Source organism: Cellvibrio sp. ARAG 10.3, assembly GCF_051846955.1.
In the GTDB taxonomy this organism is placed as follows: domain Bacteria; phylum Pseudomonadota; class Gammaproteobacteria; order Pseudomonadales; family Cellvibrionaceae; genus Cellvibrio.
Window position 1 is genome coordinate 424,046 of sequence record NZ_JBPYCU010000002.1, and the last position, 14,370, is coordinate 438,415.

Here is a 14,370-nt window from a genome sequence, read left to right on the forward strand (position 1 = left end):
CGTCATGAAAACTGCACAAGAACTGCGCGCCGGTCATGTAATCAACATCGACGGCTCACCCTGGGTTATCCAGAAAGCGGAGTTTAACAAGTCAGGCCGTAACTCTGCCGTTGTTAAGATGAAGCTGAAGAACCTGCTGAACGCCATCGCCACCGAAACGGTTTACAAAGCCGACGACAAGTTCGAAGACATCATCCTTGATCGCAAAGAAGTGACCTACTCTTACTTCTCCGACCCTATGTATGTGTTCGTGGATTCTGATTACGAACAATACGAAGTGACTAAAGAAGAACTGGGCGATTTGCTGCTGTACATCGAAGACGGCATGCAGGACGTGTGTGAAGCAGTGTTTTACGACGGTCGCGTTATCTCTATCACCCCGCCCAACACCATCGTGCGTGAAATCGCCTACACCGAACCGGCTGTACGCGGTGACACTTCCGGCAAGGTGATGAAGACTGCCCGCCTGAACAACGGTACTGAGCTGCAAGTCTCTGCGTTTGTAGAGATCGGTGATTTGATTTCCATCGACACCCGCACCGGCGAATACAAATCGCGCGCTAAAGCCTAAGCGACCCGTGTTTGCAAAAAAGCCCCATCTTTATGGGGCTTTTTTTATGGGCGCCAGATTGATGGTGCTAGGTTTATGGGTGCCAGGGTTATGGGTACCAGAAACCGCAGATCTTATGTAACAGATCGACCTACTTCCTGACTTTTCCCCTCAACACACGGACGAGCCCTGACAGCTTGCTATACTCCCCCGGACGAAAATAAAAGGAGTAGCACATGGCATTAGACAGCCTCTCATTACTCGTCCTGGTGGGATTGGTATCCATCGCCTGCCAATGGTTCGCCTGGCGCATTCGTATTCCCGCTATCTTGCCCTTGTTATTAGCTGGCCTCGCGCTGGGGCCCGGGTTTCATATCCTTGATCCGGACGCCCTGTTCGGTGAGCTGCTTTTCCCGCTGGTCGTACTCTCGGTCGCCATCATCCTGTTTGAAGGCAGCCTGACCTTGCGCTTCAGTGATTTGCAAAATCACGGCACCATGGTGCGCAACCTGGTCACACTAGGCTCACTGATTACCTGGCTGATCGTGACGCCCAGCGCGCATTACTTCCTCAACCTGTCCTGGGAACTGGCCTTTTTGTTCGGCGCTATTGTGGTCGTTACCGGCCCCACCGTCATTGTCCCCATGCTGCGCACCGTGCGGCCCAAAGCGAATATTGGCAACATCCTGCGCTGGGAAGGCATTGTGATTGACCCCATCGGCGCCCTGCTGGCGGTACTGGTTTATGAATTTGTCGTGTCCAGCCAGGAAACCGCATTAGCCCATACCCTGCAGACCTTTGGCCTGACCTTGGCCATCGGCTTCGGTCTGGGTGCCGCCGCCGGTTATTTTTTGGGAGTCGCCTTGCGTCGCAATTGGTTTCCGCACTACCTCGAAAATACCGGCGTGCTGACCTTGATGTTGGGCGCCTATGCACTCTCCAACCACGTTGCCGAAGAGTCCGGTTTATTGACCGTAACGGTAATGGGTATCTGGCTGGCCAACATGAAGCACGTTGAAGTAGAAAGTATCCTCGAGTTCAAGGAAACCCTCAGTGTCTTGCTGATTTCAGCTTTATTTATCCTGCTGGCCGCCCGTATCGATTTTTATGCGATCAGCCAATTGGGCTGGGGCGTGGTATTTGTGCTGCTGGTGGTCATCTTTGTCGCCCGGCCCTTGAGTGTGTTGGCCTCAAGTATCGGGACATCCCTGAACTGGCGCGAATTAGCCCTGCTGAGCTGGATCGCGCCACGCGGTATTGTTGCCGCTGCCGTATCGGCACTCTTTGCCCTGAAGCTGGAAGAAGCAGGTTTTCTGGAAGCAGAAAAAATTGTCCCGATGGTGTTCCTGGTGATTATTACTACCGTTGTATTGCAGAGTTTGACCGCCGGCACCTTCGCCAAACTGTTAGGCGTGCGCGCGCCAGCTCCACAAGGCTTACTGATTTTTGGCGCCAGCGCATTTCCCCGCGCCCTCGCCAGCGAACTGATCAAACAGGATATTCCAGTCAAACTGGCGGACACCAACTGGGATAACATCCGCGCAGCCCGCATGCAGAATATTCCCACTTACTATGGCAACCCCGCCTCCGAGCACGCCCACCGCACGCTCGACCTGGTCCTCACCCGCCACCTGTTGATACTGTCACCCTACCGCCAACTGAACCCCGTCTTGAGCTACGACTACGAAGCCATCCTGGGCGAAGGCAATGTATGGGGCCTGGGCTACGGAGAAAAAGACACCCGCGCCAGCCACAAACTGGCCGAAGACTACGCCAGGAATTTAAGCCTGTTCGGCGAGGACATCACCTACGGCAAATTGGCCAGCCTGATGGCGCGCGGCGCCCAGATAAAAACCACCCCCTTGACGGACGCCTTTACCATTGAGGACTACGCCAATAATTACGGCACCCGCGCCCTGCCACTGATCGCCCTCGACCCAAACAATCGCACCTTTATTTATACCGCGGGCATGTATACCCCTGAGACGAACACCAAGGAAAACAACGCAGCACCTCGCCATGAAACCACCAAGCGTGCCTGGACACCCAAGGCGGGCTGGCAAATTATCAGTTTGATTACACCGGAGACTGAAGCGAAGCCCACCACACCTGAAGATCCGCAGTAAAAGCCAATAAGCTGTCCATTCGGATAGCTTGACTTTAAGAGCGCACAACGTGAGTTTGCCGCTCAGGTTTTTGTTTCGAAACCCTCAAATCACGGATGATTTGCGGGAGCTACAGGGACGATTCATTCACCACATCCCTGTGGCTCACCCTTCGGCAGCTTCGCTGTGCAAATTGGCTATCCTGCCAATTTGTTATGCGTTTTCGAAACGAAAGACCTTAGTGGTAAACGACATACGAAGCACCTATATCGCACCAGAAACGCCCTTCTCCATACACCATCTCACCTTTTTTAGTGCAACCCACCACCCCAAAACAGTCAGCTTTTTAATTTATTGTCCAATTAGTCAGCTTATTTCAAGCATTCACATAAAGGGGAATGAAAGTTGCAAATCAGGGGCAACAACAAGTGAACCCTCGGAGCTAACGATGCAAACTTTTATTGAAAACATGCCCAAAGCGGAATTGCATGTTCACCTGGAAGGAACACTGGAACCGGAACTCAGTTTTGAACTGGCACAGCGCAATCAGATCGACCTGCCCTACAAAACGCCGGACGAATTGATCGCTGCTTACAACTTCTATGACCTGCCCTCTTTTTTAACCATCTACTACGCCGCCATGGATGTGTTGCGCACCGAAGCCGATTTTTACCAGCTCACCTGGAATTATCTGAGCAAAGCCCGCAGCCAGAATACGCTTTATGCTGAGGTGTTTTTTGATCCGCAAGCGCACACCAGTCGCGGGGTGGAATTCGGGGTGGTTATCACCGGTATTCATAACGCCCAGGTGGATGCCAAAGAAAAACTCGGCATTGAAAGCCAGCTGATTATGTGCTTCCTGCGCGACATGAGCGCGGAATCCGCCATAGCGCACCTGAAGATGGTCAAACCCTACCGCGACTGGATCATCGGCGTAGGGCTGGATTCCGATGAAAAAAATAACCCACCAGTTAAGTTTGCAGACGTTTTTAAACAAGCACGGGAGATGGGTTTAAAACTGACGATGCATTGTGATGTAAACCAGCAAAACACCCTGGTGCATATTGGCCAGTGCCTCGATGACATTATGGTGGATCGCATCGATCACGGTGTGAATTCCCTTGAAGACGAAGCACTGTGTGAAACGATAAAGAAACGCGGTCTCGGGCTGACGGTGTGCCCGGTGTCCAACCGTTTTGTGGTGCAATCACTTACCTCTGCAGAAATTCGCACCATGCTACAAAAAGGCATGCTCGCCACCATCAACTCCGACGATCCCGCGTACTTTCGTGCGTACCTCAATGAAAACCTGCTGGAACTGCAACAGGAAGGACAATTCACCAGCGAAGAAATCACCACCCTGGTTGGCAACGCGTTTCGGGTCGCCTGGTTACCGGAGGCGCAGAAGAACCATTACCTGACATTGCTCAACGAGTATGTCACCACCAACACTGACCAACCGGCCAATTAATATCGGGATAATGCTATGAAATTTTTAATTACCAAACGGTTGCTTGTCGTTATTGCCAGCTTCTTCGCGTGTGTAACACCGGCCAGCCAGGCACAGGAAAAACCACGATTCTACGAACCGACCGATACCATTGTGATACTTGGCGCTGTGCCGCAGGAAATCCCGGTACTTACCGAGGCTCTGGAAAATCCCGAGAAAAAAAGTGTGTGGGGTATTCCTTACTGGCAAGGAAAATTGCATGGCAAGCCGGTGGTTATTGCTATTACCGGTATCGGCAAAACCTTCACCGGCATGACGACTACGTTGTTCATCAAGGAATTTAAACCGCGTATGGTACTCATGACCGGTACCGGAGCACGCATCAACCAACAGTTGCGCACCGGTGATGTTATCGTGGCGACGCACACCTATGAGCATGACTACGGCAGCCTCACGGCAAACGATATGGTGTATCGCCCGATGAATGGACCTGATAACGGCAAGGAAGTGACCAATGAATTTAAACCTTCCGCAGCCATGTTGGCCCTGGCAAAAAAAGCCATGGATACTTATGAGCCGCAAACCGTAACCGCCAATGACAGCACCTACAAAAATTCGGTGCGCTACGGCATCGTGGCGTCATCAGATTTATTCGGTGTTCCGCAGGTCCGTATTGATCTACTGCGCAATCACTACAAGACCGACATCATGGAGATGGAATCCGCTCCATTGGGCCATGTATGCGAAGCCTTGGGCGTACCTTATTTAATTGTGCGCGCCGGTTCCAATGTAGCCCAGGAAGCACCCAATGATGATTACCTGCGCCTTGGCCCTATTGCTGCGCGGGAGGCCGCGAAATTTTCGTTACACCTGGTGAAATTTTTATAGTTCAGAGGCTCTGTGAAGCGGGAAAAATAAACGATGAGGGTGTCATTTTTTGCAAGACTTGCGATGTTATGCGTTGCGCTTCCCTGTCATGGCGGCACCTACTCTGATGCCGTCAAACAATTAGGCTACAGCGAACTGGCAGCAACATTTTCTGCGGAAAAAGTTACGCGTATCACTGGCATAGATGCCGACAAAGCCGAGGACTTTCCCGAGCAACAGGCGTTGGCTGTGCTCAAAACCCTCGGCGCCCCCACAACAAAAGTGCATCTCGCCAGCTTTGTTGCGCATTACAACAAACCGGACCTTGCCTATCTCGGAAATTTGCGCGAACCCTCTGTATACCAACGCATTGAGACACGCTGGCTGAGCGCCTCGAAAGAAGGCCATTCTGATTTTGCTATTGCCTTGCGCGCGGTGATCGACCAGAGCGTGGCGACTGGTTATAACATCTATACGACTCCCTGGCCGTTATTCGAGCGTGAGACACACATTATCTATGGCCACAATGATATTGATCACGCCCAACAGTTACTCGCGCTGCTGGCTAGCGAAGGGTTTGAGGCACAGGTGGGTTTTTCGCTGAAAACATCAGCTTTTTTGCATCGTGACGATTGGGGCACACCAAATCCCAATACCCTTGGGCTAAGCGGTAATCGCCATCTGATAGAAGCGCTTGAGTATGATTTACACTTTGGCTTTGCGACTGCCGATGACAAACAGCGCTTTATGCAAATAGTGAATCGTTACGCTAAAAAAAATCGTGCTGAACAGTCAGGGCTTATTCGTAGCGCCTGGTGGCAACCCTATTACCGTAGTCTGGTTGCTGCATCAGACTTTCACCCGGTTACGCAGATTCTGGTAAGCCACGAAGAAGAAACCGCTGTACTACTTGCCTTGCCAGACAAGGCACCAGAGTTAATCAAAAACATTGCTGCACTTAACAAAACCTGGACGCTCAACCCGGAAACGATTTGGGTAAATCCCGCGTTTTATCGGTATTTACAGGGTGGTTACAAATAACGGCCAAGGCGGGTATAAATAACAGGAAAAACAAATCACGCTATTGCGCGGCGCGACGTTTGTTTTTGTTGAAGGCCCAGAACAGGCGAATCCCCAACAATACTGTCACGATAGCGCCGTAGACAGCTGCCTCAAAATAGCTGGAGCGCACCTGCCATAAGACATGAATCCAGGCGAGGATCAACGCAAGGTAAACCAGACGATGCAGCTTAACCCAGTTTTTTCCCAGGCGTCGCATCATCTTTTGTGTGGAGGTGATACCCAGGACAATCAGAATCAACAGCGCCGGAAACCCTACGGTTATATAGGGTCGTTTGAGTGTTTCAGACACCAGGCGACTGAAATCCAGGCCGAGAATAAAAATCAGATACGACAATAAATGCAATACACCGTAGAACAAGGCAAATAAGCCCAGCATCCGGCGGTGGGGCATCAGCCAATTCCATTTCAATAAACGGCGTAAGGGTGTCACAGATAACGTGATAAACAAAAAATAAATCGTCCATTCGCCGGTGAATAACACAATAGTTTTCGCGGGATCAGCGCCGAGTTGTTGGGTAATGGTGTTGAAGACCAGCCAGGCGAAAGGAATAAGGGCGCAGAGAAAGATGGTGAGGCGTCGCCAGCGGGTGGGGATTTGTTGCACGGGGTTATCCGGGTTGGTTGGGGTTTAATTTGATTACATAATTGTGTGTCGGATTACGCGGCTTTGCCGCTAATCCGACCTACGGTAGGGTTAGTAGTATTTTTTTAAGTTCATGCCTTTGTAAAGGTGGGCTACCTCGTCGGCGTAGCCATTGAATAACTGGGTGTCGATAATATTCGGGCTGAACAGGCCGCTGGGTAAACGTCGCTCGGTGGCCTGGCTCCAGCGTGGATGATCAACCTTGGGATTTACATTCGCGTAAAAACCGTATTCCTGCGGCGCGCTGATATTCCAGGTGGTCGGCGGTTCTTTTTCGGTGAACTCCATCTTCACGATAGATTTAATGCTTTTAAAACCATACTTCCAGGGCACTACTAACCGTAACGGCGCACCGTTCTGATTGGGCAATACCTTGCCATACAAACCCACCGCCAACATCGTCAACGGATGCATGGCTTCGTCGATACGCAAGCCTTCAACATAAGGCCAATCAATACTGCTAAACGCACTCTTCTGCGCCGGCATTTGTTTGGGATCTTTCAGAGTAGTGAAGGCCACGTATTTCGCATTTCCCGTCGGCTCAAAACGCTTCAACAAACTCGCCAGTGGAAAGCCAACCCACGGAATCACCATCGACCAAGCCTCAACACAACGCAGACGATAAACCCGCTCCTCCAGCGCCATGCCTTTGAGAATATCCTCCAACGTAAACCGACCCGTCTTCCCTGCCTCCCCGGCAATTTCTACCGACCAGGGATGCGGTTGAAAATGTTTACTGTTCTTCGCGGGATCATCCTTGTTGTAACCAAACTCATAAAAATTATTGTACTGGGTAACATGCTCGTAAGGCGTCAACTTATCGCTCACATTTTGAGAATCCGCCTTCGCCGACGCAATCTCCCGCTTCAACCAATCCGGCCCTTTATTCTCCGCCTCCGCCACATGAACCGGCTCCGCCAACACCCCCGGCACCACCATCCCCGCCGCACCCAACACACCCACCGAAAAAGCCCCACGCATAAAATCCCTCCGCGCCCGATAGATCGCTTCCGGCGTAATGTCTGAAGAGGGAATATCCGACGGCTTCTTGATCAGCATGGCAGTTACCCGAATTTAAAAATTTATGGCACATTCTCTCTGAGAGAATACCGTTGTCGACTCTGAGACCATCAGCAGCACGGATGCTGCTAATGAATCCCCAAGGACGACCCACATGGATGTGGGAAGTGTCCCGAAGCGCCGGGAGCGCGTAGGGGCCGGGAGCGCGTAGGGGCCGGGAGCGCGTAGGGGCCGGGTTCACGGCGAGTCTCAGAGTCGACAACGGTATTCGCGGCACGACCGACTAAAGCTCGGTATAAGCACCAGAATTACTTAATCAAATACACCACATACACCTTAGCCTTCGCCCGAATCACCCCCGGCTCAAACGGCTCCGAACTCTTCATCCGCATATCCGCACTCACCGCCAACCCCTGCGCAGACTCACCATACATCTGACGGTTCGGCACCAGGAAGTAGGTCTCCTCACGGCGCAACTCAAACTCTGAAATCGAATGCACATCACCCAACTTGCGCCCCTGGGACTCCACCAACGCCGCCGCCCGCGAACGCGCATCCTCCAGCGCCTTGATCAACGCCTGGTCACTTACCACCTTCTCATCCGACACCGACAAACTCGTATCCACGGTGTTGGAGATCTTCGCATCCATCAACGCCTGCATCAACTCGCCGTAACGCTCAAGGTCGCGCAGGGTAATATCCACCTGACGATAAACCCTGCTGCCGCGCGGCACCTGCTTACCTTCGACATAATCGTAAACCGGCGTAACCTGCAACGCCGTGGTCGCAATATCGCGCGCTTCAATATCCATCGCCTTCAGGGTATTGATCAGATGTACTGAACGCTTGTCCACATCGGCCTTGGCGACACCGACATCCATATTTTCCGATGACAGGCCCAGGGTAATAGTCATCTCATCGGGGATGACCTCAATCTCCGCCGAACCCTCCACATAAATATGCGGCTTGGCGGGTAAAGGGTTCGCAAACGCGACGGCAGAGGTTAACAACAATACCAGGGCAAGTAAGTGATTCATAAAGTGTCCTTTTGTTACACGAAATACGGATGGTTAAGAAAGAAAGTGCACTGAAAACCATAAAAAGTTTCATTGCTACTGTTCACTCGTCACTATAGAGGAAAGGCTCCGCTTAATTTGTAAAACGGTGTAAGAATTGCCGGGCCAGGCTTAACCCCGTCTGAACATTGTGCATATTCAGGTAAATCTTTAACAAAATTTACGTTTCCCACGAGCAGAAATGGCGCCTTATTCCGACTCTGCGAGATATAAATAATTCCGCCCCGCCCGGCTGCACACCCACATGTGCCCGGCCAGCGGATCACAATCTTCGGCTTTCAGCTGACTGTCAGGCGTCAGGGTTTCACTGACGCCCATGGTGGCTTTGTCTTTCTTTAAAAAGCCATACATGGTTTCAAAACGCTGACTGAAATCCAGCCCTTTTTCCTGTAAATCAAAAAACAAAAAATAGAACTTTCCGTAAGTCATGGTGACGCCGCCCAAGCCTATCTCATGCATCTTTTCGATGTACTGGCGATAGGCGCGTATTAAATAGGCATCAATGGCGGCTTGGTCCGAGGTACTGCCGTGATAGACCGGTAAGGCCATTTTATTCTCAGCTTCCAGCACACCTTCCGCCAGACGCTGGTTGCGGCGATTACCCATCAAGGTAAATTGTTGATCGCCACAGCGCATGGCGTTGCCGTTGAGTTGGCACGCAGATGATGTGGGGGTTTTCGCGGCTGGCGATGGTGATGTTCCAGGCTGCGGTTTTTGCACAGCAGGAGCCGGCAGTTTTCGTTCCTGCTGCGGCGCAGCTTTTGCGGTCATTTTTTTTGCCGCGGCTTTGGGCATGGGTAAGTCGATGCCAATCCGCGCTGCCGGTCGTTTCAATAAAAGTGCTTGGGTTGTCGCATCGTTACGTTTGAATTGGTAAAACGGCGGCAGGGTTTTTGCCTCGCCCCGGGCCTGTAATTCGCAATAAACCTGCTCGTAATAGCTGCCCGCAGAAGCGAAACAAAATGACTGCGCTGAAGATTGCGCGGCCAGCAGTGCCACACCGAGCAGCGAATAGCGGGCCATTTTTTTAACTACATGCTGTAACACATCCTGCGTCATTATTTTCATAAGATTATTGCCTGTTGTTCGCTGCGCCCGTTGCTCACTGTATGTTGCCAGGACAGGAAAACGAGAATCAGTGTTTGATTAACCAGCACTGATGAATCTTAGCATTGCGCTGAAAATCCTGATCAATCGTCTGCGCACTGATATCCTGGATGGTGTAATCCTTCAGCGCGTCATAATCCAATTTGAAGCTGCGCAGATTATTCGAAAATATTAAAGTGCCATCTTCCGCGAGTGCGCGCATGGCGTGATGAATCATGGTCACATGATCAGCCTGGATATCCAGCACATCTTCCATGCGTTTGGAATTGGAAAAGCTCGGCGGATCTAGCAGGATCACATCAAACTGCTGGGTGTTTTCCTCGAGCCACTTTAAGCAATCTGCCTGCTCCAGCCGATTGCGCGACTCGCTTAAACCGTTCAGCGCAAAATTTTTACGCGCCCAGTTCAGATAGGTGTTGGACATATCCACACTGACGGTAAAGCGCGCACCCGCCATAGCCGCACGCACACTGGCGGTTGCGGTGTAACAGAATAAATTAAGAAAACGCTTATCTTTTACAATTTGTGCAATACGGTCACGCACCGGGCGATGATCGAGAAATAATCCCGAGTCCAGATATTGCCACAAATTAATATGCAGGCGCGATTGCCCCTCAACAACCGTGATCAAATCACCGGTCGGACGATCACTGAGCTTTTCATATTGGGCACTGCCTTTGTTGCGGCGGCGCTGTTTGTAACTGATATTTTTGATCGGCACATCCAGCGCAAAAGGCACGGCCATTTCGATCTCTGCAAAACGTTGGGCCGCCCGGTCTTCATCAACAGATTTCGGCGCAGCGTATTCCTGCACATGCACGTAGGTCTGCTCATTGCGCCCGTCTTGCGGGATACCGCGATAAATATCAATGGCCGCTGCGTATTCCGGCATATCGGCATCGTACAAGCGATAACAGCTGATATGGTTTTTGCGCGCCCATTTATCCAGCTGTTTCAGGTTTTTTTGCAGGCGATTGGCCAGCATCTGCGCACCGTTAGTCAAGGCAGCCGCTTGCGCTGCTTTATCCTCGACCTTGACCTTCTCCTCAGCCATTTGCCGTTCGCGGTCATCTTTGCTGAAACGCCCGTCCTGCTCCACACGGCTTTGCACGAAAGCCTCGCGATCAATGTTAAATAATAAAACTTCGCTGGCGATGGTTCCGTTAAAGAGTTTGTATTTTTTCTCGGCGCGCAATCCCATTTGCTTACCCAAATCCGGATTGCCGGTAAAGATGGCGGCCCGCCACCCCTGAAACTCATTGCGCAACCGCTCTCCGAGGTGGGCGTACAAGAGTTTCAAGGATTCAATTTCTCCCAGACGCTCACCGTAAGGTGGATTGCAAATGACCAGACCATAATCCATGGGCGCATGGGTCGGTTTTTTAAACTCCGCCAGTTCTTTGCGACTGACGCGCAACCAGTGATCCAGTTCTGCACTGACAATATTTTCTTCGGCGGCGCGAATTACTTTGAGGTCGGCATCATAACCGCGAATTTCTGGTAAATTTTTTGCCAGGCCAAGGCGTCGACGCTCAAAGGCTTCTTCGCGCAAGCTCAACCACATATCATTGCGGTGATTCAACCAGCGTTCAAAACCAAAACTGGCGCGGCCCAAACCCGGTGCGATATCAGCGGCCATCATTGCCGCTTCAATTAATAACGTGCCTGAACCACACATGGGATCGAGCAATGCACCGCCTTCTGCCGCCACCGCAGGCCAACCGGCGCGCAACAAAATACCAGCGGCAAGATTTTCTTTTAACGGCGCATTGCCCTGCTTGGTCCGATAACCGCGTCGATGCAAACTTTCGCCCGACAAATCAATACTGATCACCACTTTATCTTTTGCGAGCCGTGCGTTCACGCGCAAATCCGGATCACGTTTTGCCACCGACGGACGCTCGCCGCTGAAATCCCGCAAGCAGTCGACGATAGCATCTTTCACTTTTACCGCGCCGAATTGGGTATTGCGAATAGCATCATTGGTCCCGGTAAAATCCACCAGTAGCGAGCCCGTCGGATTAAGATGTTCTTGCCAGGGCAACTCGCGCACGCCGTGATAGAGGTCTTCCTGACTGGTCACGCTAAAGTTGGCCAAGGGCAGCAAAATTTTATTGGCCAGGCGGCTCCACAAACAGATGCGATAAGCAGTTTCCTGTGACGCATGAAAATAAACGCCGGCGATAGTCTCGCGCAACTCAGTCGCGCCCAGATCGGCTAGTTCGGTAAACAGGAGATTTTCTATGCCCTTGGGACAGGTGGCAAAAAATTGATGTTCGATCATGCGTTATCCTATATGTCGCGCTGAGATATGCGCCATCAGCTTGCAGCCCAGTGCTCATGCGGGTCCGCAATTTGTCAAATCGATTTGCTAGAGCTTTATGTACTATAGAGCCCGCTGGCTATAAAAATAAAATCGTTCAAAGTCGTACGTTTTTTTGGTGTACTGACCCTCCGCCGTGAACTATGGCAATCGGTTGAGGTCAACCGGATACAGTCATCAGCGCCACGGCATGGGTTTACGACGTATAACGTCATGGTGATTGTAACTCCTCGTTCCAAACGTGCATTCAACATTCTAGCCATGGAGAGTTGAAAAACGGATGGACACTTCCAACATCTGCAATACAAGGTAAGAAGCATCAACAAGCGAAACAAAAACTAACCACCGCAACAACCGTTACATAGAGGTGCTATAACTGATGAAACGTCAAAAACGTGACCAAACAGAACGCGCATTCAGTAAAGGGTATAAAGCTGGTATTGAAGGTCGTTCAAGGAGTTTGTGTCCACACGACAGCGGTACCGCTCGACAGCAATGGTTAAATGGATGGCGCGAATCGCGCATTGACCAATGGGACGGTTTGAATCGCATGGCTCAGGTGCAAAAGCTGAGCAATATCCAACAACTTTCAATGAGTACTTGATCAGATACTGACAAAATCCCAACCGCGCCCGACGGCCATTCGGGCAATCCTGCCATGACTTCGGTCATGACCAAACGCCCGCTACTCGCGGGCTTCATTTTTTTCAGCTCAATAAAATCAGCGGAATAAACAGCAGGATTGCCGACCGTAAAGCCCCTTACTTTTCCATCTGCGCAATTGCGTTGGCAACCTCGGTAATCACCGCCGGGCCACGGTAAATAAACCCACTGTATATCTGTACCAGGCTGGCACCTGCTTTGATCTTTTCTATCGCGCTGGGCCCATCAGAAATTCCCCCCACACCAATGATCGGTAACTTGCCGCCCACCTGGCTGTGCAGGCCAGCAATCACCCGCGTACTCTTGTCGCGCACGGGTAAGCCACTCAGGCCACCGGCCTCTTCACTGTTGGGACATCCTTCCACGCCTTCGCGGCCAATGGTGGTGTTGGTCGCAATCACCCCGTCCATTCCCTGTTCGGTCAGGGCAGCAGCAACCTGGGCAATAGCGATATCATCCATATCCGGCGCAATCTTCACCGCAACAGGGACATACCGTTGATGGGCTTGCTGCAACGCCAGCTGTTCTTTTTTCAGGGTCTCCAGCAAGCGATTAAGGCTGTCACCAAATTGCAGATCCCGCAGGCCCGGCGTGTTGGGAGAGGACACATTGACGGTGATGTAATCCGCATGGGCATAGACTTTGCGCATCCCGATCAGGTAATCATCTGCCGCATTTTCCACCGGGGTGGTAGCGTTCTTGCCTATATTAATCCCCAGGATGCCCTGATAGCGACGCTTGCGTACCTGGTCAACCAGGTGGTCTACACCTTTGTTGTTGAACCCCATCCGGTTGATGATCGCCTCCCGCTCGGGAATGCGGAACAGGCGCGGCTGGGGATTACCCGGCTGTGGGCGTGGGGTCACGGTGCCGATCTCGACAAACCCAAACCCCAGTGCGCCCAAGGCATTGAAATAGTCACCATTTTTGTCAAGTCCCGCCGCCAGGCCGACCGGATTAGGGAAGCGTAATCCCATCACCTCAACCGGGTTATAGGCGGGGGCCGCGATAAACAACTCCAGCAGCTTCAGGCGCTCTGCGGCACCCAGCATATCAAGACTGAATTCATGGGAAACTTCGGGATCAAGGCGGAACAGGAGGTTTCTGAGCGTTGAGTACATAGGCGTCTTTACAGGCTATTGGAAGGGGTGAAAACTGCGCGCAAGGATACTGGATTCACCCGCCCTAGTCGATTTTTTCAATGCCCTGGAAGCGGTGGTTTTCATCAAACAGAATACGAAAACGCCCGCGAATTCCCACATGCGTCACAAACGGCCGCAGGATCATGGCGGGAAAGCGTACCCGCCGACCATCCACACTGGTCGCCAGAACATCCCGCACCGCGCCCTGGTATAAGCGCTGATATTCATCCGGGGAAATCATGAGGTTGACGATAAGATCGCGCACAGCCATAAACACCTTTAAAAAGTTGCCTCTGCCAGTTCAGTTTTCAGTAGGATAAGGCGCATCAGATCAATGACGG

The 14,370-nt window shown here is 51.7% G+C and carries 13 protein-coding genes; 6 read left to right on the forward strand and 7 right to left on the reverse strand.

Going from position 1 to position 14,370, the window contains the following annotated elements:
* The first annotated feature begins 4 nt into the window (after window positions 1-4).
* From efp to ACSV5M_RS04595, 5 genes are all read left to right on the forward strand, one after another.
* Window positions 5-571, forward strand: a complete 567-nt coding sequence (gene efp / locus ACSV5M_RS04575; RefSeq protein WP_439174406.1) for an elongation factor P — start codon at window positions 5-7, stop codon at window positions 569-571.
* A gap of 215 nt (window positions 572-786) precedes the next feature.
* Window positions 787-2,676, forward strand: coding sequence for a cation:proton antiporter (locus ACSV5M_RS04580; RefSeq protein WP_439174407.1), 1,890 nt, complete (start codon window positions 787-789; stop codon window positions 2,674-2,676).
* Between the two features lie 427 nt (window positions 2,677-3,103).
* On the forward strand, window positions 3,104-4,126 hold the full coding sequence (gene add / locus ACSV5M_RS04585) for an adenosine deaminase (protein WP_439174408.1): 1,023 nt from the start codon (window positions 3,104-3,106) through the stop codon (window positions 4,124-4,126).
* A 15-nt stretch (window positions 4,127-4,141) separates the two neighbouring features.
* Window positions 4,142-4,993 (forward strand): 5'-methylthioadenosine/S-adenosylhomocysteine nucleosidase, encoded by an 852-nt coding sequence (mtnN, locus tag ACSV5M_RS04590; protein WP_439174409.1) that lies wholly within the window; start codon window positions 4,142-4,144, stop codon window positions 4,991-4,993.
* Window positions 4,994-5,056: 63 nt separating this feature from the next.
* Window positions 5,057-6,013, forward strand: a complete 957-nt coding sequence (locus tag ACSV5M_RS04595) for a hypothetical protein (RefSeq protein ID WP_439174410.1) — start codon at window positions 5,057-5,059, stop codon at window positions 6,011-6,013.
* 40 nt (window positions 6,014-6,053) lie between these two features.
* Here ACSV5M_RS04595 and ACSV5M_RS04600 read toward each other — a convergent pair whose 3' ends face one another.
* The 5 genes from ACSV5M_RS04600 to rlmKL all read right to left on the reverse strand — a co-directional run bounded on the left by ACSV5M_RS04600 (window position 6,054) and on the right by rlmKL (window position 12,185).
* The gene (locus tag ACSV5M_RS04600) at window positions 6,054-6,659 is read right to left on the reverse strand and encodes a sulfite oxidase heme-binding subunit YedZ (RefSeq protein WP_439174411.1); all 606 of its coding nucleotides are present in this window, start codon (window positions 6,657-6,659) and stop codon (window positions 6,054-6,056) included.
* 90 nt (window positions 6,660-6,749) lie between these two features.
* Window positions 6,750-7,757, reverse strand: coding sequence for a protein-methionine-sulfoxide reductase catalytic subunit MsrP (gene msrP, locus ACSV5M_RS04605; protein WP_439174412.1), 1,008 nt, complete (start codon window positions 7,755-7,757; stop codon window positions 6,750-6,752).
* Between the two features lie 269 nt (window positions 7,758-8,026).
* On the reverse strand, window positions 8,027-8,755 hold the full coding sequence (locus ACSV5M_RS04610; protein WP_439174413.1) for an SIMPL domain-containing protein: 729 nt from the start codon (window positions 8,753-8,755) through the stop codon (window positions 8,027-8,029).
* 228 nt (window positions 8,756-8,983) lie between these two features.
* A complete protein-coding gene (locus ACSV5M_RS04615; protein WP_439174414.1) occupies window positions 8,984-9,862 on the reverse strand; it encodes a hypothetical protein in 879 nt (292 codons plus the stop codon).
* Window positions 9,863-9,929: 67 nt separating this feature from the next.
* Window positions 9,930-12,185, reverse strand: coding sequence for a bifunctional 23S rRNA (guanine(2069)-N(7))-methyltransferase RlmK/23S rRNA (guanine(2445)-N(2))-methyltransferase RlmL (rlmKL, locus tag ACSV5M_RS04620; RefSeq protein WP_439174415.1), 2,256 nt, complete (start codon window positions 12,183-12,185; stop codon window positions 9,930-9,932).
* 418 nt (window positions 12,186-12,603) lie between these two features.
* On the opposite strand from rlmKL, the gene rmf reads away from it, so the two are divergent.
* Window positions 12,604-12,828: a ribosome modulation factor gene (rmf, locus tag ACSV5M_RS04625; RefSeq protein WP_439174416.1), complete on the forward strand. Its 225-nt coding sequence runs from the start codon at window positions 12,604-12,606 to the stop codon at window positions 12,826-12,828.
* A 157-nt stretch (window positions 12,829-12,985) separates the two neighbouring features.
* Here rmf and ACSV5M_RS04630 read toward each other — a convergent pair whose 3' ends face one another.
* Window positions 12,986-14,008, reverse strand: a complete 1,023-nt coding sequence (locus ACSV5M_RS04630) for a quinone-dependent dihydroorotate dehydrogenase (protein ID WP_439174417.1) — start codon at window positions 14,006-14,008, stop codon at window positions 12,986-12,988.
* Window positions 14,009-14,072: 64 nt separating this feature from the next.
* The gene (locus ACSV5M_RS04635) at window positions 14,073-14,300 is read right to left on the reverse strand and encodes a DUF2835 domain-containing protein (protein ID WP_439174418.1); all 228 of its coding nucleotides are present in this window, start codon (window positions 14,298-14,300) and stop codon (window positions 14,073-14,075) included.
* Window positions 14,301-14,370: the final 70 nt, after the last annotated feature.

Bases quoted from the DNA above. Each gene is read 5' to 3' on its own strand.
- efp (WP_439174406.1), top strand. From the start codon at position 5: ATGAAAACTGCACAAGAACTGCGCGCCGGTCATGTAATCAACATCGAC.
- ACSV5M_RS04580 (WP_439174407.1), top strand. From the start codon at position 787: ATGGCATTAGACAGCCTCTCATTACTCGTCCTGGTGGGATTGGTATCC.
- add (WP_439174408.1), top strand. From the start codon at position 3,104: ATGCAAACTTTTATTGAAAACATGCCCAAAGCGGAATTGCATGTTCAC.
- mtnN (WP_439174409.1), top strand. From the start codon at position 4,142: ATGAAATTTTTAATTACCAAACGGTTGCTTGTCGTTATTGCCAGCTTC.
- ACSV5M_RS04595 (WP_439174410.1), top strand. From the start codon at position 5,057: ATGTTATGCGTTGCGCTTCCCTGTCATGGCGGCACCTACTCTGATGCC.
- msrP (WP_439174412.1), bottom strand. From the start codon at position 7,757: ATGCTGATCAAGAAGCCGTCGGATATTCCCTCTTCAGACATTACGCCG.
- ACSV5M_RS04610 (WP_439174413.1), bottom strand. From the start codon at position 8,755: ATGAATCACTTACTTGCCCTGGTATTGTTGTTAACCTCTGCCGTCGCG.
- ACSV5M_RS04615 (WP_439174414.1), bottom strand. From the start codon at position 9,862: ATGAAAATAATGACGCAGGATGTGTTACAGCATGTAGTTAAAAAAATG.
- rlmKL (WP_439174415.1), bottom strand. From the start codon at position 12,185: ATGATCGAACATCAATTTTTTGCCACCTGTCCCAAGGGCATAGAAAAT.
- rmf (WP_439174416.1), top strand. From the start codon at position 12,604: ATGAAACGTCAAAAACGTGACCAAACAGAACGCGCATTCAGTAAAGGG.
- ACSV5M_RS04630 (WP_439174417.1), bottom strand. From the start codon at position 14,008: ATGTACTCAACGCTCAGAAACCTCCTGTTCCGCCTTGATCCCGAAGTT.
- ACSV5M_RS04635 (WP_439174418.1), bottom strand. From the start codon at position 14,300: ATGGCTGTGCGCGATCTTATCGTCAACCTCATGATTTCCCCGGATGAA.